This window comes from Halobacillus halophilus, assembly GCF_020171985.1.
Taxonomy (GTDB): Bacteria; Bacillota; Bacilli; order Bacillales; family Halobacillaceae; genus Halobacillus; species Halobacillus halophilus_A.
On the sequence record NZ_JAIVAL010000001.1, the window covers coordinates 299,840 to 317,653 of the forward strand.

Sequence of the window (17,814 nt, forward strand, 5' to 3'; positions counted from 1 at the left end):
ATTACATCGCATAAGTGATGGTTACTCTCTGTCTACATACAAAAAGGGCCTGAAAGAAATTCAGACCCTTTACAGAGATGTGATTTTCAAAGATTCGCTGTGTAAGAAGGAGGAAGAAGTCCTTACACATAGATATCTTTTCACTTGCTCTAGCTTATGAATAATTTGTTCAGATTAGACCAATTTTTTTATCTGTTCAAACTTTCTCTCTAGAGGAGCAATATCAGCCGGGTGTTCTACACTATATAGCAGGCTGTTGAAGGAAGCATCAATTTGATGCCGCCACTCATGTACGTGTTCGTCCAACAGGTATAGCCATTGCTGCTCATAATAGTCCTTCATAATGTTATTCGCTTTGTCGAGCTGATTTTTTAAGATGGGAGAGATAAGGTCAGCGAGTTCATCTTTCATCTCCTCTTTTTCATTAAGCTCAAAAAAAGCACGGGCACTTTTAAACTTTTTCAATATGGATGAGGTTTGCCGCTCATCGATCACAAGTTCTCCATAGAACGATGGCAAAGGAATCGATGTCCATTCCCGGCGCTCCAATCTAAGATGATTTCTTACTTTCTTCAACTCGGCTTCAGATTCCTGTTGTATTTGATCAATCAAACCATCAAGCAGACGCTCAATTCTAACGCCAACCGCTTTAAACTCCTGATTCATCTCGAATTCTATTTCCTGAATCAAATTATCACGTGCTTCTCTAAGTTGATCGGGAATAGGTTGATCTTTTCCATTGATGGTGGCCGGATTAAAATGATGCTTAAAATAATCCGTAAAATTCAGCATCATACGGTGATGAACATAATAGAGCTGTTTGTCTATTTTATTCTTAAGGGATTCTTTTTCTTTCATGCGGTCGAAGTCTTTTATTACATCAAGCGCTTCCTCGCGCTGTGCTCTTGCTTTCTTCAGGAACTGCTTCCGCTCTTCTTCGTTGAGTTGATTGTTGTCAATAAACGTGGCGAGTGTATCTTTTAATTCACTTAGGTTCCGCTCCATAGACTGAGTTAAAACTTCAGCAAGTTCTCCATGCAAAAACTGATTAAACTGAGCTTCAAACTTGTTAATACCGGAAGATTGGCCAGGCTCTCCCTTTTTTTCTCGTAACCCCTTCAGACTGGATAGGGAAAAAAGACGTGGATTCCGAATATCAAAGCCACCCAGCTGATCAGCCACATAGTTTTCTACATACTTTACTTCCTCTTCTGATGAGGCCAAATCCACCGCATTAATAATAAAGAACATCTTATCCATAGCGAAACTATCTTTGACACGTCCTAATTGCGTAAGAAAAGATTGATCAGCTTTGGAGAATGGGTGGTTATAGTATGTGACAAAAAGGACAGCATCCGCATCCTTAATATATTCAAAGGATACATCGGTATGTCTGGCATTCACTGAATCCGCGCCTGGAGTATCCACCAGCGTAATTCCTGCCTCCGTGAAAGAGCAATCGTAAAAGATTTCGACAGATTCAATAAAACACGATTTAGATTCTTCAGCTACGTACATAGAAAATTCATCCCACGGGATGGAAATTGACTGACCTAAATCATCTTTCATCGAGTTATATCCATTTAAAAAAGCCTCTAAAAATGAAGCTGATTTGTGCTCCAGGCGGCTCCAACTCTGTACAGTTTCCAACTGTTTTACATAACCGTAAAGGGTCTCACTGCGCAATTCCAACTTTGTAAAAATCGGTTCTAAGTCATCTAACAATTCTTTTTCTTTCTTTACAACCGCCTGAATCGATCCATGAGGATGATCGTCGCTCGAAGGCGATATTTTATTAATGGTCGCCGTCGTCGGGTTGGGAGAGGCTGGTAACAAAGTATCTCCTAGAAGAGCATTGGCGAAGGATGATTTCCCTGCACTAAAAGCTCCAAATAAAGCTACCGTATAATGTCTATTACGTAATCGATCCTGTTTATCCCGAAGCTGTTGAATGAACTCGTCCATGCCTTCAACATCTTCTACAATCGATAGAGCCTCTGTTACTCTTTCCATTGTGGAATCAATGGAGGCAGGTCCCTCGGTGAGCGAAGACTCCGGAGCCGGGTTTTCATCAAAGTTTCCTTCTACACTCTTTGTCAACGATTCATTTGTAATCTGTTTATGCTGAACGCGTTTTGCCCGCTCCTCCAAGTCGTTCTTAACCGAATCCTTAACCATGGAAGAAAGCGTCTCATTTTCAAGGCTCTTGTACAAATTCTTTCGGTAGGAAGTAAGATTTTTCTCCATCTGTTCCAATTCTTTTACAATATGCTCTTTTTCTTCCATAGCCTGAAATACAGTCTTGTTTTTTTCGTACTCTCTTTTCTTTTCATTTCGTATATGTCTCTCGACTTGCTCCCACCATTGATTCACATACTGTCGCATTTCTTTCTTGATATCATTGGACAATTGGTCCGTATATCGAAGAATATAAGGACCAGTGACAGAAGCACCTGGTTCTATCATATCCTGAAGTTTAGCTTTCTCATAAATAAAATTAAAACGCTGGATGTCATTCTGAAGCTCTTCATCAGTAATCGAAAGCTCTTCCGTAACCTCCAGAAGACGTTCTTTAAGCGGCCATTTTAAGTTCTTTTCAATGCTCTCGAGAACCTCGGCATAAAAAGCAGATTCTCTCTCTTCTTTCACTTCTTCTGTCTTTTTTTTGGCAAATAATACTCCTACCTTGAAGCCTCTCTGTCTGGATTCAAGAAATTTTTCTGCTTCGTCCCGTAAAGAACTCGGCATGAGATAAGCGTTCGGAATAAATGAAGATACACGCCGCTTAAAAAAATCAGCAGCTTCTGAAATGACTTGTTCTGTATCTTTTCGATCTTCCTGAGTAAGATAGCTTTCACTCATACTTTCATCTAAGTATTCTTTACGAGCTTTTAAGTCCTGTTTCCGCTGAAAAAATTCATTCGATTGATTATGTACACTTTCCTCAATAATGGTTTCTGCAGCCTTAAGCGCCTGCTCCTGTACCCGAACATAAGAAGAAGAATACAATTGGGTAAACGCTTCTTTTAACGATTCATACTCATTTTTATCATAAGAAAAGTCCTTTAGAGAGATATAATAAATGGCTTCAGGCTTAATTCCACGAGATGAGAACGAATGTTCGACACTCTGTTTGAAGTCTTCAAATGACAGTTCCGCTTCGTTGTGTTTATCAATTTGATTAATCACCACAGAGAATGGCGTGCCGCGTTCTTGCATCTCCATTAAAAACTTTACATTGACTTCGGATTGTACATGGTTATAATCCATTACATAATACAGAACGTCCATTAAATGCAGGGAGGATTCTGTAATTAAGCGATCCGCGTCGTTCGTCGAATCTACTCCCGGAGTATCCAATACGGTGACATGCTCAGGCAAATTGCAGTCAGGACGGCTGATAACAACCCTCGATATATCACTCCCATTCTTACACAAGGCCTGTATTGTTTCAAAATCCGTTTCCCCCTCATACTTTTCCGGAAGATCATGATGGAAATACGTCATGGTATAAGGTTCACCAGCCTTAATTTCCACAATATTGGCGCTGGTTGGTATGGGGCTTGAAGGCAGCATTTGTTTATCGAGCAGATGATTAATTAACGTGGATTTACCAGCGGAAAAATGTCCCCCAAACCCTACCATCACTTTTTCATGCATTAATTTATTGATTACATCCAGAACCTTCTCACTCTGAGCAGGATCTTCTGTTTTTAAGTATTGATAGAGATTCTGTAATTGTGTAACGGTCTCTCTCGTTGCTGTCATGCCATTTTCCCCTTTTTGAGTATAGTGTATCATGTTATTAGTTCGATGGAGTATGATTCACAAGATTATTCAAGAAAATCATTCGTCGATATAAGGAAATGGTTCTTTCGTATCTAACTTTCCGATCACTTGTTTAATCGGTGACCTGTTCCCTTTCATCCAATCGGTCAGATTAAATGTGACAGGCTTACTATCCCCGCCAAGCCCGAAAAGCATAGATAGAGACTCAGGGTAATAACAAGCTGTATGAATAGTACCTGACCACTGGCTGTACCGCTTTGAAAAAATAGGGTTCCCCGTGTCATTCAGGTACTTAAAAGCTTCTCTTCCTGTGGAAATTTGCGGATGTCCTTCTCTCAACGAACGGAGTCGGGTATGGGATTCTTCCACGTGGCGACGGTTTTCCTGAGGAATGACTTCAAAGTGATTCGTACATACACTTTCCTGCCGTACACGAATCCCCCTGGGCGAACCCTCTACAATTCTTGAATTCCCGCTCCGATCATAAAGTACATAATTAAAGGAATGACGGTGGGGAAGCTCCTTTAACCACTCCACCGCTTCATCCGTTGTTTTACAATTTTCAAGTAATATTCGTGTTAAAAGACAACAGATCAAACCGTCTCCTGGTTTAATTCGATTAACAAAATTATACCCTACGCAAAGACCGTATTCATTCATTCCATCTGTTCTTCCGATAATACGTTGAGAAGGACCAATCAAAGCAGGACCTTCCGAAGGCTGAAATAGAACAAGACGTCCTTCATAGGTTTTCGGGTGATAATCGTAGTTACGAGCAAAGAAGTTCTCTTTAGCTATGATGGAGCATCCTGATTGTACCCAATCCTGCTGCCAGCCGCTGAATTCATGAACGACTTCCTCCAGCGGCCACCCTAAACCTGCTGAAATTCCTTCTAATTCAGCCCAAAGCCCGCTTGAATATTTCATAAAAAAAGCTTTGGCTTCTATTTGATTGACCCTGTATTTACGCACGGATTTGGTTCTTCGCTTTCGGTATTTCGTTAGCAGCAGACTTTCTTTTAGCTGCTCGGCCTGAAAACGCCCGAATGCATAATGACTTCCCTTAAACTGAATAACGTCTGAATAAATCTGTTTCATCTTTATCTCCTTGAGCTCCTACCCTTTAATCCACTCTTTAACAGACGTGTGAAAAGCAGGATTGTGCAGAATATGATTATGATCGGTGTCTTTAACAATCGTCAGGTTCATTCCAAACGTATTTTTATACCATTCGCTTAAACGCTCTGGGTCCACTACTTCATCATGCTCTCCTACATAGGTATATACTCGATCTTCCATTCCGCAAAATAAGTCTGAAGGCACACTCTCCAGAAAGCGGGACATCATCAAGCGGAAGCTGAGGGATAGTCTTCCTGAATGATGGAATTCGTCCGGGATTTGAGCAACCGTCCAATTTACTATGCGCTTCACTCCTAATTTGTACAATACCATAAGAGTTCCTGCCTTTTTCTGATACACCACATAGTCCACATCTGTAGAAGGTTTAAATTGATCCGTAGCATCATTACGGTAAACAGAAAGGGCAGGGTGAAAAAAGGGAGAAATAAATAAGTAATGATCAGCTGCCTTTGGATTCTTATGAATCAGCCTTAACAAATTAGCACAGCCCATCGAATGACCAACTAATAATATTTGATCATACCCTTTTTTCTTAACAAAATGGATGAAGTCAAACAGATCATCATCAAACTGCTCCATATAAGAAAGGTCGCCGCGAGGGTTCAATTGATCATATCCTCTTAATATGGGTAAAAAAACGTCAGCTTCCAATTCCATTGATTCAGCAAATTTTTCCTGATGGTTTAACTCAGCGGTAATGCCATGGATTAGGATCACAGCTCGATTTTTTGGTCTGGCTTTTTCAAAAGAGACATAATGTAAATGGGAAAAATCTCTTGCCATATATGTTTTCCAGTTGGTTTGTACCATGCCTTGATCTCCTCTATTCCATTTGCTGGAGGTATTTTGTGAATTCATTTACAGGGAGTTCATGCTGAAGCCGCTGTTCCAATCGTTCCATGTAATTTTTACTTAGATAAAAACGTCCTCCACGGTGAATCTCTCTTGCGTAATGCAGGGGAGGAGTAAGACTTTCTTTTTTGTGAATAACCGTAAATGAAAGAGCTTCTATCACAGGGCCATCATGAAGAGTCACTTCAACTACGACCGGTCTGTAGACTTGGTTCGTTACACCTTCACGACGATATAAATATTCCAGGGCTTCTCCGGTAATCCTGTATACTACGCCCTCAACTGCGTCTCCGCTTCTCTCAATAATGTCTGCTCGCCCTCCGTCCGCACGGTGGTAAGAAAAGCCGAGATGATACCCTCTCAATTCCGCTCCGCCTTCAATTTCCTGAAATAATTCCTGCACGCCGCTTCTGCAAAATCGTTCCTGATCCATACATGAACCGAAAGCAAAATAATAATAAGATTCCTTTTTTAATAGTTGCTCCACCTTCCAGTCCTGATGGGCAACACGCTTTCCTTCCGGGGGATGCGGATAATAGTAAACATAAGCAGAATAGCTCTTTTGCTGCGTATGAACCTCTGCTGTTTCTCGTTTAAAGAGTGAATCTGGGTCTTTCTCTCGGTATCCTTCCAGTTGATCTAACTGTTGTAACATTCCTTCATTAATTTCGTACAATTCCCCATAAGCAAGAGAAGCCTCATTTTTTATTAAGAGGGGATAATAAGAAGATCCTGAATAAAGCTCGCCAGTGGTCCAGGCTTGTTCTGATATAAGTGAAGCTCCTTCGAGGAAATGGTGATTTTGTTCATTCTTGCGTAATGATCCATAAACAAACGCGTACAAATTCCTGCCTCCTTGTTTCTACATTAACTCCAATTCAACTATCATTTATAGCTTGAACCCCTTGAATGGCACGAAGTACAGCTTGCTCTACAACATGAGCCGCTAAGCTTGATAGACCATTTAGATCCACCTCTACTTCATTTGTAGTTAATGTAAATAATGTGTCTCCATCTACAAATGTATGAGAAGGACGAATGGTTCTTGCAAGTCCATCGTGAGCAAGGGCAGCTATTTTATTAGCTTGTGGTTTGGTCAATTTAGCATTAGTTATAACAGATCCTATTGTTGTATTTCCACTAAATCGGTTTGTATCTGTCTTTTCTATGGATTGAATCAGCACATCCTCCGTTCCTAAAAAGCGCCCATCCTTCTGAACACCCGCAACAATTTGTCCTGTTTCCGGATTAATGACGTCACCAAAGCTATTCACAGCTACGACAGCTCCTATTTTTAAATTTCCTGCCTGAACCGCATAACTGCCTATTCCGCCTTTCATGGCATGCTCCGCCCCGAGAACTTTCCCAACCGTTGCGCCTGCGCCTGCTCCTTCTGCACCCTCTTTAAAAGGAATAGAAGCAAAAGCGTTTGTACTGGCTTGATAACCCATTTTCCGGTCCGGTCGAACCCCTGCATCACCTGTATGAAGATCAAACAGAATGGCACCAGGTACAATCGGCACCCTGGCAACCTGCACGTCAAATCCAATGCCGCGCTCCTCAAGAAACTGCATCACGCCCGTTCCCACATCGAGCCCATATGCACTTCCTCCCGAAAGAAACACAGCGTGTACTTGCTCCACCAGATTTTCACTACGGAGCAGGTCTGTTTCTCTAGTACCAGGTGAACCCCCGCGAACGTCAACACCTCCTATTGCTCCTCTCTCACAAATAATGACGGTGCAACCTGTAATCGCATGAGGATCTTTAGCCTGACCGATATGGAACCCTTCTATGTCCTTTAATTCGATCTTTTTCATATCTTTCGCCCCTTTTAGTTTTTATGTAGTAAAGAATGGGGAAAACTTCAATATATCAAATGCAGGAGGTGCTTCTAAATGGAAAGAAATCATTTAATTGTTCATGGCAGAGTACAAGGCGTAGGTTTTCGAGCCTCAGCCAAGCAAATTGCTGACCAGCTTGATATAACAGGCTGGGCTAAAAATAAGTCAGATGGAACAGTTGAAATTGATGCTGAAGGCGAAGACCATCAGTTAAAGAAATTCATAGATAAAATAAATGAAGGTCCTACTCCCTTTGCCAAAGTTGAAGCTTTAGACATTACCGAGAAAGAAGCAACCAATAGTTATGATAGTTTTCGAACCATTTAATAATCTTGACCGCAGGATAACCTGCGGTCAAGATTATTTATTTTCTATTATTTTTTGTGCATTGGCCGCACAATAACTTCATTCACATTGACATTAGCAGGCTGCGTTGCCGCATAAGCTAGTGCTCGTGCAATGTCGTTCGCTTCCAGTGGATCCATGCTGCTGTCCTTGAACATGTCCAGCACTTCTCCATCTGTTATATGATCGGTCAATTCTGTATCTACCGCTCCCGGGGAAATGTTTGTCACTCGTACTCCAGAGCGTGACAATTCTTTTTCCATCCCCATGGATAGAGCACGGACAGCATATTTCGTTGCACTGTAAACTGTGCTGGAAGGAAATACTTCGTGTCCGGCCACAGAAGAAACGTTAATTATGTGTCCAGCATCCTGTTCCAGCATAACAGGAAGAGAGGCATGAATGCCGAACAATACTCCTTTAATATTCACATCAACCATTTGCTCCCACTCATCTACATGGTCATTTTTTAAGAAGGATAAGAGCATGACACCGGCATTATTAACAAGGATATCAACGCTTCCGAATTGATCCTTTGTATCTTTTACAAGCTGCTCTACATCCTCTTTTTTGGTAACGTCTGTTTCCACTACTTTAGCTTCAACATTATAGGATTCTGTAATTTCATTCGCTAATTCCTGCAATCTCTCGGATCGCCGTGCTGCAAGCACCACATTGGCACCTGTGTCTGCAAGATGATGGGCAATAGCTTTTCCTATTCCACTGCTTGCCCCTGTAATGATCGCTACTTTATTGCTTAGTGTAGTCATAATGTTCCCTCCTATTAAAAGCTTCTCAAGATATTTACCCTTTTTAATTCAATCTTATTCATACCTGGGACGATCGCAAAGTCGAGAACTATAAAAAACCGCCTCTATAAATAGAGACGGTTTTAAGTATGGATGTTATTGTTCTTCAAAGAACTTACGGTTTAACTCGATGTATTTGTTTTCTTCTTCTGGTACTTCATCCTCTATATAAATCGCTTCAACCGGACATACAGCTTCACAGGCGCCACAGTCGATGCAAATGTCAGGATCAATGTAAAACATATCTTTACCTTCTTCTATACAATCTACAGGACACACATCCACGCATTCCCCGGCTTTTTCATCTTTACAAGGGGATGTAATTACAAATGCCATAGATATTCTCCTCCTTCTAGTTGTTAAATGTGTTTACGTAACTATTCACGTTAACTAGTTTGGATAAACACTAAATTCTATGATAACGACTATAGTATAAATTAGCAATTACTTCCGCTAAAATTCGACTAAATTGAACAAATTTCCCGGGGTCTAGTAACTCTCCTGCCAAATTCGCTCTACCATGTATTCTCCTCCCTGCTTTTGTACTAAAAACATATCAGGGTTCGATAGACGTTTCCATTCATAAAAACCGATTTCCCGGTTATATTTTTGCAGCAGCAAAGCAAGAAGGTTTCCATGTGTTACAAGCAGGACATTCCCACAATCCTCTTGTTCAAGCTCATCTACCAGGGAGAGGATTCTCTTTTTAGCTTCCTGGGATGACTCGCCGCCTGAAAACTTTAATTCAGGGTCTTTGAACGTATCATGCAGAACTTCTTCCCAGTCATCAAGGGGTTCATGGCTTAGGATTCGCTCCTCTAGACGCTCATCCGTTTTTATGGACAATCCTTTACTTAAGGCAAAAGGCTTAATTGTTTCGATCGCTCGTAAAAAAGGGCTTGAAATTATATGATCAATTTCATAACCGGATTGGTCAAGAAAATTAGCTAATACCTGAGCCTGGCGGACCCCAGTTTTCGTCAGCGGGGAATCCTCGTGCTGCCCTTCTGTTTCACTATGGCGTACTAAAATCAATTTGTCCATTTTCTCCATCCTCCCCTTAAATTAACCTTATCCTTATTATCGCTGATGGGAGGAGTGTTGACAAGGAAGCTCAGGATAAAATGTCACTTTTTATACACTCTTTTCCCTCTATGCCAGGTTTCTACAACTTCTATAGTATTAAGATCTTCTACAGCAACTTCTTTAGGATGCCGATCTAATAAGATAAAGTCAGCCTGGTAATCAGCTTCTATTCTGCCCTTATCTTGTTCTCTGTATTCAAGTTCTGCCGGGGTATTGTAGAAACCAGAGAATGAAGCGTCCACCGAAAGTTTTTCCTGAGGCATCCACCCGCCTGGCGGCTGACCATCCAGATCCATCCGATTCACTGCCGTATAAATGGAAACTAGCGGATTAATAGCTCCAATCGGAAGATCTGAGCTGAGTGTAATGGGAATTTGAGCTTTATATAAGCTTTGAAAAGCATCGCAGTAAGGAACAAGTTCTTCAGGCGTCCATTTTTCTTTTTTGTCCCATTCACCTAAAAGAAAAGAAGGCTGGGTTTCGATATAGGGTTTTAAATCTGTTAATCGGCGGAACAGATCAGGAGCTAGTGTCTGAGCATGAATGATCCGATGTCTGCGGCTGCTAGTATCCACTCCATCCTGTTCAAGGGCTTCGATAGCTTGTTCCACTGCCCTGTCACCTATGGCGTGCATAGCAACCTGCATGTTGTTTTCGGAAGCTGTTCTTACCATCTCGTTTAACTCCGACTGGGAATAAATTAATGTTCCTTGTGTATCTGGAGCTTCTGGGTAAGGGTTTCTCATGGCTGCTGTAAACAAACGCTGTGTGCCGTCTAGAAAGATTTTAATAGCACCCACTTTTACTTGATCCGTTCCATCTCCTGTTCGCATAGTGCTTTTATTTAGAAAACGATGCAAATCATCTATATTGAAGATATAGTGATGGAGTTGTGCATCAATCGGAAGCGTACCTTCCTGCTCTAATTCAGTATAAGCCTGCCATAGTTTGTCATAAGAACCTATAAAATTAATGTCGTCACTGTGTACGGAAGTAACACCCACTTCGCTTAAGTAAGGGACTGCAGCTGTTAAGGCTTCTTTCGCATCCTCTACTGAACGTCCCCAGAAATGGTGTTTGATATAATGGACGGCGGTATCTTTGAAACGACCGGTCCAGTTCCCTTGATCATCTTTTTCCTTAAATTCTTCTGGTTCCTGTTCAAATCCTTTATCGTTTCTAAGCAGATCCATAGCCTGCTCACTAATGACACACTCATGTCCATCCTGATGCATGAAGTAAATATAAGAGTTCACCTGTATTTCACTTAAGTCCTTTGCTGTCAGCAAATAATCAATATCATCGAATTGAGCATCATTAAAACCTTTTCCGAAAATCCAATCATATTCTTCCAACTCATCATAGTGGGTCTCTACAAGGTTCTTCATTTCTTGCCAGCTGGTTACCTCTGTTAAATCCAATTCCTTCTTTAAGAGACCAAACCTTAACAAATGCATATGGCTGTCATTAAAAGAAGGGGCCAACACCTTCCCTTCTCCATCTTTCACCTGTTTATCTCCTTTATAAGGACTGTCATAAATGGCCGCAATTTTGTCCGCTTCTATTTCTACAGCATATCGGGTGTCTTGATCGTATTGGGCTGATGGATCGTAAATTCTAACATTATCTATTACCATAATAATTGCTCCTTTATACCTAATATTCTATATCCTTAACTTCCCGATATCCTGCACACTAAACATAAATAACGGCAGCGCGTGAGCACTGCCGTGAGATTATACTTCTTTAAAGTAGTCTTTGTAAAAGCCGCCCATACGACCCGAATTATCAATAACAAAATAAAATTCTTCACTTTCATTTTTTACATCATACCTTTTACCAGGCGTTAAAACATTGTCTACTACGAATTTGGCCGCATTATTATGGACGCATTCAATTTGCTTAATAGTCGGGTTGTTTTCCCAAGTCTTATGAATCATACTTTTCATCCTCCTTATTCTTCTGTATTTCTATCATACCTTGAAATGGAGAAAGGACTCAATCATTCATTCCAAACACTTTCATCAACAGATTAGGTTAGGTATGTTTCATACCATTCTCTACCTGCCTTCACTTCTGATTCGGTCAGCTGATGTCCTGAGCTTTCCCAGTGATCTGTGATCTGTGCGCCTGCTTGTTCCAGTAGTTGTTTTAAATCAAGTGTTTCTTGAGCTGGACAAATGGGGTCATTTTCGCCCGCTCCAATAAATACAGGCAAGGCTTCCTGATCAGGGAGCTGAATACCTCTCCTTGGAACCATTGGATGAAATAATAAGGCTCCTTCCAGGCTTTTTTCATAATGAAATAGCAAACTTCCAGCTATGTTGGCTCCGTTCGAATAACCAATAGCTACTACTTTATTGCGGTCAAAATCGTACGCATTTGCAGCTTCAGCAAGAAATTCATTTAACTCTCTCGTTCTAATGAGCAAGTCTTCTTCGTCGAAAACTCCTTCACGTAAACGTTTGAAGAAACGCGGCATTCCATTTTCCAATATGTTTCCCCTGACTGATAAGACGGAGGCGTCAGGATCAATCATGGAAGCGACAGGAAGTAAATCCTTCTCCGTTCCGCCGGTGCCATGCAGCAACAGAAGGACACGTTCATTTCCAGGCTTTCCCTGCTCGAATATATGCTTCATTTTCATAGTAGATCGCTTCTCCTTTGCGTTATTCTTTAACTAGGTTATCGTCGATTATCAGTTTATCTTTAATTCGAGATATAGTCAAAAAGAAGATCTATGCGCTTTTGGGTAAGAACTTTTGGTAAAAAATTGGAAGGATGATTACGATAGTAAGGAGACGTATCATTTGCAATGAGCTTACTATGGCCGGCTGTCCACCTGCTGCCTGAGCCGTAAGAGCCATTTCTACCAATCCGCCTGGAGCAAGACTTAGCACAGCGGTTACCAAATCCATACCTGTCCACCCGGAAAGCAAAAATCCAAGAGCAATTCCAATTGCTATAATTATAATAGCCAATCCAAAATAAAGCAGACAATATTTCCCCGCTTGCACGATATCGTTTATAGAAACGGAATGGCCGAGATGAACACCTATCATGATTTGCGCAGCAACAAAGAATAAATCCGGCATTTCATAGAGCGGAGTACCAATAGATTGAAGCAGGCCTATAATGAGCATAGGAACAATAACTAAAGCCGCTGGAATCCTTGATTTTAGGAAGTATGCGATAAAATATACTCCGCCATAGATGGCTATAGTCCATAACGATTCTTCCTGCATGTTGGAGTTCATTATTGAAGAAGAGGATTGATAAAACCAATGGGTAGCTGCAAAGGGAATAATAAATAATACACATATCAAGCGTATGGTATGAAATATAGTAACGAGAACTGTATTTGCTTTTAATGATTCACTGACTGCCATCATCGCAGAAAGCCCTCCAGGTGCACTCCCAATTAAACTGGTTGAGATATCGATTGCTGTTTTTCTTGAGATGAGATAGGCTAAAAACATGCTGAGAGAAATAAGCACAAGAGAGAGTAATGTATAAGGAATAAAATAAGGAACAACTAAAGCAAACGTTTGTGTTGTAAAAGTGAGACCTATCTGAATACCAAGCAGTGCAAATGCTACGTTTCTTAGCGATACGTGACTAGTTGTTTCATAATTCCAACAGAATTTGAGCAACACCAGCCCGGCCACTGGACCAAGAATCCAGGGAAGAGGAAGCTTCAGCAGCCAGAATAGTATCCCGGCAATTAATGCTAACCCATAGGTAAGAATAGACTTTTGGATAGAAATATATAGCACCTCCTCACTTCTCTAATTGGACCTCACAAACTGTTCGCACAATCCTGTACATATATAATAAGTTTAGAAAGGAGTTTGCTAAATGGATAAATGGATTTACGGTTACGATCGTGCTCGCTCCCGTTTTAATCATCTACACCTGCGTAATTATTTCGAGAGTGACTTTGAAGATTTAATTCAAATTCAAAAAAAAGCCTTTCCTCCCCCTTTTCCACCAGAACTATGGTGGAACGAAAAACAACTGGCTAATCATTTGGAAATTTTCCCACAGGGATGTATTTGCATAGAGGTAGATGGGGTCGTAGCAGGTTCAATGACCACAATGATAACGGATATGACCAATGAAACCATCGATCATTCCTGGGATTCAATGACCGGTGAAGGAACCATGAGCACGCATAATCCAGAAGGAAATACTCTTTATGTAGTTGATCTATGTGTGGACCCCGAGTACCGTTCTTTGGGTCTTGGCCGGCAGCTCACTCAAGCCATGTATGAGAACGTCGTTCATTTGAATCTTGAACGTCTAGTTGGTGGTGCAAGGATGCCCCTGTACCATAAATACCATCAGGAACTCACCCCTGAAGAATATGTGAATCTTGTCATCCGGGCAGAGATTAAGGACCCGGTAATAACATTTTTATTAAAATCTGGTCGTTCCCCCATCAAACCGATGGCTGATTACATTCAGGATGAAGAGTCCTGCCATTACGGATTACTAACAGAATGGCGCAACCCCTTTTACAGTTAATTCAGGAAAAAGCCGCTTCCAGTATTGGCTGCGGCTTTTTTATTGACCAGGTTTATGGGCAACACCATGTTCAATCATCCTAAAAAGCTGTGTAGCTAATTCATCTACTCCCATTCTCTTTCGGTTAGGGAATAGAATGGAGTGAAAAATCAAGTCACCGATCAAACCTGAATCTGTATTTTCATTCCATATGCCCGATTCTTTTGCGTCAGAAATCCAAAGCATCATCAGATCATAGGTTTTCATTAGATCTACATCTAATTCATTTTTGTAATGTATCGCTGCACTTTTATCGCTTGACTGCAGATCCTGAATCATCTTGTCAATTTGATAAATTTGAGCGTGTTCTAAAATGATTTGCAGCAATTGGAACAATTTCTGATTAGGAGGATCATCAGAAGGAATTCGATCAACTTTATCATTCATTTCCTTCATCATATTTTTCATATAGGCCAGCAGAAGTTCATCTTTGTTTTTGAAATATTCATAGAGTGTACTTCGTCCAACTTCCAGTAAATCAGCTATCTTTTTGAAATGCACACCATGTAAGCCCTCTGCTTGCAGTACTTCTCCCGTTACATCTAATACATCCTGCTTCGTTAAAGCTTTCTTTCGTCCCAATAAGAACCCCTCCCCTCTTATATTATTATAGCATCTACCTGCAAAAACAGAGGGAAGGAGGATAAGCTCTATACATGTTAAAAGGAACGGTTATTCTCGCTCTCTATTCAAATAAATAAGTTAGATATCCATATCCCTTTTCTTCCATTTCATGTTTAGGAACAAATTCTAAAGCAGCTGAGTTAATGCAGTAACGCATTCCCCCCTGTTCTTTCGGTCCATCATCAAAAACATGTCCAAGATGGGAGTCAGCGTATTCACTTCGCACCTCCGTTCGTCTCATTCCATGAGAAGTATCCATACTCTCTTTTACTTCCTGGGTTTCGATAGGTTTCGTGAAACTCGGCCAGCCGCATCCCGCGTCATATTTATCTTTGGAACTGAATAAAGGTTTTTTCGAGACAACATCAACATAAATACCTTCTTCTTCATGATCATGATAGGCATTTTGAAAAGGTCTTTCCGTAGCATCTTCCTGAGTAACTTTATATTGAATATCACTCAGGCGCTTCTTCAACTCTTCCTGATCCTTTTTATAGCCCCAGTGTTCTTTAATAAAACCTGCACGCCCAGACCCCTTTTTATACCGTTTATAATGAAAAGCGTTTTTCTTATGATAGTCCTGGTGCTTATCTTCTGCTGGATAGAATGTCTCAGCAGGAAGAATTGGAGTGACGATTGGCTGCTTGAATTTACCTGATTCAATAAGCTTTTGTTTGCTTGCTTCAGCGACTTGACGCTGTTCTTCATCGTGATAGTAAATCGCTGTCGTATATGATTCTCCGCGATCAGCAAACTGACCGCCATCGTCAGTTGGATCAATTTGCTGCCAGAATAGTTCGACCAGTCTTTCGTATGGAAAAACGTTGGGGTCATACGTAATTTGCACCGCTTCCTTATGACCCGTCTGCTCGGTGATCACATCCATATAGGTAGGGTTTTCCGTGTGACCTCCTGTATATCCGGAAACAATAGAGTCAATTCCTGGTCTTTCATCAAATGGTTCAACCATGCACCAGAAACATCCACCTGCAAATGTTGCTATTTTCAATTCATTATTCATTAATAAAACCTCCAATGCGTAGGTTGCTACATGTAAGCATGTCCTTATTCTTGCTAATAAAAGAAAAAAAATCAAGCCACACGCACAGCCTAGATGTAAAGCTTGGGCTGTGATGTGCCTTGACGCCTTCTTTTAGAAGAAGAACTGGTGCTTTTGGATTGTCCGGACGATTCAGATTTCGCGCTTGATATGGATTCAGACCCGAGACTTTCTTCTGCTTCTTCCCCATCTTCTTCATCTGGTTCATTCATAATTTTCATCATATTAATCATGGCAGGAATATTCTTTACCATCGGTCCATACTGCTGCACCATAGGTGCCGCACTTTGCATAGCTTTTAATGCCGTCTGCATATGCCCTAACCATCCTGCCCCGCCTGCTTTAGCTGCATTGCCAGCCGCTCCTAAAGCTTGTGTCCCTAAACCTGCGCCCCCGAATCCTGGGGCGCCGATTCCCGCTGCACCAAAACCAGGAAAACCTCCAGCACTTCTAACTCCTTGATTAAATAAAGGTGCCATTGACCTCATCATACCCTGTGGTGCCATGTATGACTGTGGTCCGGGAAACATACCCATAGGAGGGAAAGGCGGTTGACCTATTGGAAACATTCATAACCCCTCCGTAACTTAAGATACTGTAGCATATGCCCGATTCCGTAACTTGGTATGGGCTTACGGATCTTTAGGATTTGCAGGAAGCGCCCAGTTAACGGGCTCCTCTCCAATCTCCTCCAAGTATTGGTTCGCTTGTGAAAAAGGACGACTTCCAAAGAAACCTCGATGAGCCGATAGCGGGCTCGGATGAGGGGCTGTTAAAACTTTGTGTTTAGAGCGATCGATGGATTTCCCTTTCTTTTGAGCGTGTTTACCCCAAAGAATAAAGACAACAGGTTTTTCCCGCTGGTTTAACATACGAACCACTTCGTCGGTGAACTTTTCCCACCCCATCCCCTGATGAGAATGTGCCTGGTGTGCTCTTACCGTTAGTACATTGTTAAGTAAGAGCACTCCTTCTTTAGCCCAGGAAACTAAATGGCCATGAGAAGGTGGTTCGATTCCAAGATCTTCTTTTAATTCTTTATAAATGTTTTTCAGGGAAGGAGGAATGGTTACTCCTGGCTTAACAGAAAAACTGAACCCATGGGCCTGTTCAGGTCCATGGTAAGGATCCTGCCCTAAAATGACGACTTTTGCGTTTTCATAAGATGTATATTGCAGAGCCGAAAAAATCTCATACATATCAGGATACACATCATAATTGCCATACTCTTTTTTTAATTTTTCCCGAAGATCCAAATAGTAGGGTTTATGAAATTCTTCTTCCAGAAGATTTCCCCAATCATTTTCCAGAACTTTCATGGAAATAACCTCTCATTCTATTAGAATATCGTAGTGCGAAGGTGGAAGAGTGAAATTATTTCCTTTATCATCGGTCTACTATTTCCCGGGTAAGCGCATAATGCGACATCTACCCCTGCACATTTAATCACTAATTGACGGAATGTAATGAAACGAGACGGTATTTACAATAGGTGAAATGATTTTTAAAGGTTAATTCCTCGATTATTCCCGCCCCCAGCTGTTCAGATTGTAACGTGCGTTTAATGTCCAGCTTTTCATTTAATGGAAATATTCGATATCCCTCAAACACGATCTCAAATAAATTATCTTCTTCATTTAACCTTTGTTCTTTCCCATTCGTTATCAAAATCCATTCCATTGATAAAGGTGTGGCCATC

Annotated in this window: 19 protein-coding genes; 2 read left to right on the forward strand and 17 right to left on the reverse strand. The window is 41.1% G+C overall.

What is annotated here, in order from left to right:
- Positions 1-174 precede the first annotated feature (174 nt).
- The 5 genes from LCM11_RS01495 to LCM11_RS01515 all read right to left on the reverse strand — a co-directional run bounded on the left by LCM11_RS01495 (position 175) and on the right by LCM11_RS01515 (position 7,601).
- Entirely contained in the window at positions 175-3,768 is a 3,594-nt protein-coding gene (locus tag LCM11_RS01495) for a dynamin family protein (RefSeq protein ID WP_224892522.1), read from the reverse strand.
- A 78-nt stretch (positions 3,769-3,846) separates the two neighbouring features.
- Entirely contained in the window at positions 3,847-4,887 is a 1,041-nt protein-coding gene (locus tag LCM11_RS01500; RefSeq protein ID WP_224892523.1) for a C45 family autoproteolytic acyltransferase/hydolase, read from the reverse strand.
- Between the two features lie 18 nt (positions 4,888-4,905).
- Positions 4,906-5,739: an alpha/beta hydrolase gene (locus tag LCM11_RS01505; RefSeq protein WP_224892524.1), complete on the reverse strand. Its 834-nt coding sequence runs from the start codon at positions 5,737-5,739 to the stop codon at positions 4,906-4,908.
- Positions 5,740-5,752: 13 nt separating this feature from the next.
- Positions 5,753-6,625, reverse strand: a complete 873-nt coding sequence (locus LCM11_RS01510) for a gamma-glutamylcyclotransferase (RefSeq protein ID WP_224892525.1) — start codon at positions 6,623-6,625, stop codon at positions 5,753-5,755.
- Between the two features lie 34 nt (positions 6,626-6,659).
- Complete coding sequence (locus LCM11_RS01515) at positions 6,660-7,601, reverse strand: P1 family peptidase (RefSeq protein ID WP_224892526.1); 942 nt, start codon at positions 7,599-7,601, stop codon at positions 6,660-6,662.
- A gap of 78 nt (positions 7,602-7,679) precedes the next feature.
- Between LCM11_RS01515 and LCM11_RS01520 the strand changes: the two genes are divergently transcribed.
- Positions 7,680-7,952, forward strand: a complete 273-nt coding sequence (locus LCM11_RS01520; protein WP_224892527.1) for an acylphosphatase — start codon at positions 7,680-7,682, stop codon at positions 7,950-7,952.
- A gap of 47 nt (positions 7,953-7,999) precedes the next feature.
- Here LCM11_RS01520 and LCM11_RS01525 read toward each other — a convergent pair whose 3' ends face one another.
- From LCM11_RS01525 to LCM11_RS01555, 7 genes are all read right to left on the reverse strand, one after another.
- Positions 8,000-8,740: an SDR family oxidoreductase gene (locus tag LCM11_RS01525; protein WP_224892528.1), complete on the reverse strand. Its 741-nt coding sequence runs from the start codon at positions 8,738-8,740 to the stop codon at positions 8,000-8,002.
- 135 nt (positions 8,741-8,875) lie between these two features.
- Positions 8,876-9,115: an indolepyruvate ferredoxin oxidoreductase subunit alpha gene (locus tag LCM11_RS01530; protein ID WP_014643438.1), complete on the reverse strand. Its 240-nt coding sequence runs from the start codon at positions 9,113-9,115 to the stop codon at positions 8,876-8,878.
- A gap of 153 nt (positions 9,116-9,268) precedes the next feature.
- A complete protein-coding gene (locus LCM11_RS01535; protein ID WP_224892529.1) occupies positions 9,269-9,823 on the reverse strand; it encodes a histidine phosphatase family protein in 555 nt (184 codons plus the stop codon).
- 83 nt (positions 9,824-9,906) lie between these two features.
- Positions 9,907-11,502, reverse strand: coding sequence for an amidohydrolase (locus LCM11_RS01540; protein ID WP_224892530.1), 1,596 nt, complete (start codon positions 11,500-11,502; stop codon positions 9,907-9,909).
- 99 nt (positions 11,503-11,601) lie between these two features.
- Complete coding sequence (locus LCM11_RS01545; RefSeq protein WP_224892531.1) at positions 11,602-11,805, reverse strand: DUF6501 family protein; 204 nt, start codon at positions 11,803-11,805, stop codon at positions 11,602-11,604.
- Positions 11,806-11,897: 92 nt separating this feature from the next.
- A complete protein-coding gene (locus LCM11_RS01550; protein WP_224893069.1) occupies positions 11,898-12,506 on the reverse strand; it encodes an alpha/beta hydrolase in 609 nt (202 codons plus the stop codon).
- Positions 12,507-12,603: 97 nt separating this feature from the next.
- Entirely contained in the window at positions 12,604-13,641 is a 1,038-nt protein-coding gene (locus tag LCM11_RS01555; RefSeq protein ID WP_224892532.1) for an AbrB family transcriptional regulator, read from the reverse strand.
- An 82-nt stretch (positions 13,642-13,723) separates the two neighbouring features.
- Between LCM11_RS01555 and LCM11_RS01560 the strand changes: the two genes are divergently transcribed.
- Positions 13,724-14,392, forward strand: coding sequence for a GNAT family N-acetyltransferase (locus LCM11_RS01560; protein WP_224892533.1), 669 nt, complete (start codon positions 13,724-13,726; stop codon positions 14,390-14,392).
- Between the two features lie 39 nt (positions 14,393-14,431).
- Here the strand turns inward: LCM11_RS01560 and LCM11_RS01565 are convergent, their stop codons facing one another.
- The 5 genes from LCM11_RS01565 to LCM11_RS01585 all read right to left on the reverse strand — a co-directional run bounded on the left by LCM11_RS01565 (position 14,432) and on the right by LCM11_RS01585 (position 17,813).
- The gene (locus LCM11_RS01565; protein WP_224892534.1) at positions 14,432-15,013 is read right to left on the reverse strand and encodes a TetR/AcrR family transcriptional regulator; all 582 of its coding nucleotides are present in this window, start codon (positions 15,011-15,013) and stop codon (positions 14,432-14,434) included.
- Between the two features lie 103 nt (positions 15,014-15,116).
- On the reverse strand, positions 15,117-16,076 hold the full coding sequence (gene msrB, locus LCM11_RS01570) for a peptide-methionine (R)-S-oxide reductase MsrB (protein WP_224892535.1): 960 nt from the start codon (positions 16,074-16,076) through the stop codon (positions 15,117-15,119).
- An 89-nt stretch (positions 16,077-16,165) separates the two neighbouring features.
- Complete coding sequence (locus LCM11_RS01575; protein WP_224892536.1) at positions 16,166-16,684, reverse strand: YqfQ family protein; 519 nt, start codon at positions 16,682-16,684, stop codon at positions 16,166-16,168.
- Between the two features lie 63 nt (positions 16,685-16,747).
- A complete protein-coding gene (locus LCM11_RS01580) occupies positions 16,748-17,434 on the reverse strand; it encodes a uracil-DNA glycosylase (protein ID WP_224892537.1) in 687 nt (228 codons plus the stop codon).
- Positions 17,435-17,564: 130 nt separating this feature from the next.
- The gene (locus LCM11_RS01585) at positions 17,565-17,813 is read right to left on the reverse strand and encodes a DUF2584 domain-containing protein (RefSeq protein ID WP_224892538.1); all 249 of its coding nucleotides are present in this window, start codon (positions 17,811-17,813) and stop codon (positions 17,565-17,567) included.
- Position 17,814: the final 1 nt, after the last annotated feature.

Excerpts from the sequence above, each read along its gene's own strand:
- LCM11_RS01495 (WP_224892522.1), bottom strand. The coding sequence starts at position 3,768 with ATGACAGCAACGAGAGAGACCGTTACACAATTACAGAATCTCTATCAA.
- LCM11_RS01500 (WP_224892523.1), bottom strand. The coding sequence starts at position 4,887 with ATGAAACAGATTTATTCAGACGTTATTCAGTTTAAGGGAAGTCATTAT.
- LCM11_RS01505 (WP_224892524.1), bottom strand. The coding sequence starts at position 5,739 with ATGGTACAAACCAACTGGAAAACATATATGGCAAGAGATTTTTCCCAT.
- LCM11_RS01515 (WP_224892526.1), bottom strand. The coding sequence starts at position 7,601 with ATGAAAAAGATCGAATTAAAGGACATAGAAGGGTTCCATATCGGTCAG.
- LCM11_RS01520 (WP_224892527.1), top strand. The coding sequence starts at position 7,680 with ATGGAAAGAAATCATTTAATTGTTCATGGCAGAGTACAAGGCGTAGGT.
- LCM11_RS01525 (WP_224892528.1), bottom strand. The coding sequence starts at position 8,740 with ATGACTACACTAAGCAATAAAGTAGCGATCATTACAGGGGCAAGCAGT.
- LCM11_RS01530 (WP_014643438.1), bottom strand. The coding sequence starts at position 9,115 with ATGGCATTTGTAATTACATCCCCTTGTAAAGATGAAAAAGCCGGGGAA.
- LCM11_RS01535 (WP_224892529.1), bottom strand. The coding sequence starts at position 9,823 with ATGGACAAATTGATTTTAGTACGCCATAGTGAAACAGAAGGGCAGCAC.
- LCM11_RS01540 (WP_224892530.1), bottom strand. The coding sequence starts at position 11,502 with ATGGTAATAGATAATGTTAGAATTTACGATCCATCAGCCCAATACGAT.
- LCM11_RS01545 (WP_224892531.1), bottom strand. The coding sequence starts at position 11,805 with ATGATTCATAAGACTTGGGAAAACAACCCGACTATTAAGCAAATTGAA.
- LCM11_RS01550 (WP_224893069.1), bottom strand. The coding sequence starts at position 12,506 with ATGAAGCATATATTCGAGCAGGGAAAGCCTGGAAATGAACGTGTCCTT.
- LCM11_RS01560 (WP_224892533.1), top strand. The coding sequence starts at position 13,724 with ATGGATAAATGGATTTACGGTTACGATCGTGCTCGCTCCCGTTTTAAT.
- msrB (WP_224892535.1), bottom strand. The coding sequence starts at position 16,076 with ATGAATAATGAATTGAAAATAGCAACATTTGCAGGTGGATGTTTCTGG.
- LCM11_RS01575 (WP_224892536.1), bottom strand. The coding sequence starts at position 16,684 with ATGTTTCCAATAGGTCAACCGCCTTTCCCTCCTATGGGTATGTTTCCC.
- LCM11_RS01580 (WP_224892537.1), bottom strand. The coding sequence starts at position 17,434 with ATGAAAGTTCTGGAAAATGATTGGGGAAATCTTCTGGAAGAAGAATTT.
- LCM11_RS01585 (WP_224892538.1), bottom strand. The coding sequence starts at position 17,813 with ATGGCCACACCTTTATCAATGGAATGGATTTTGATAACGAATGGGAAA.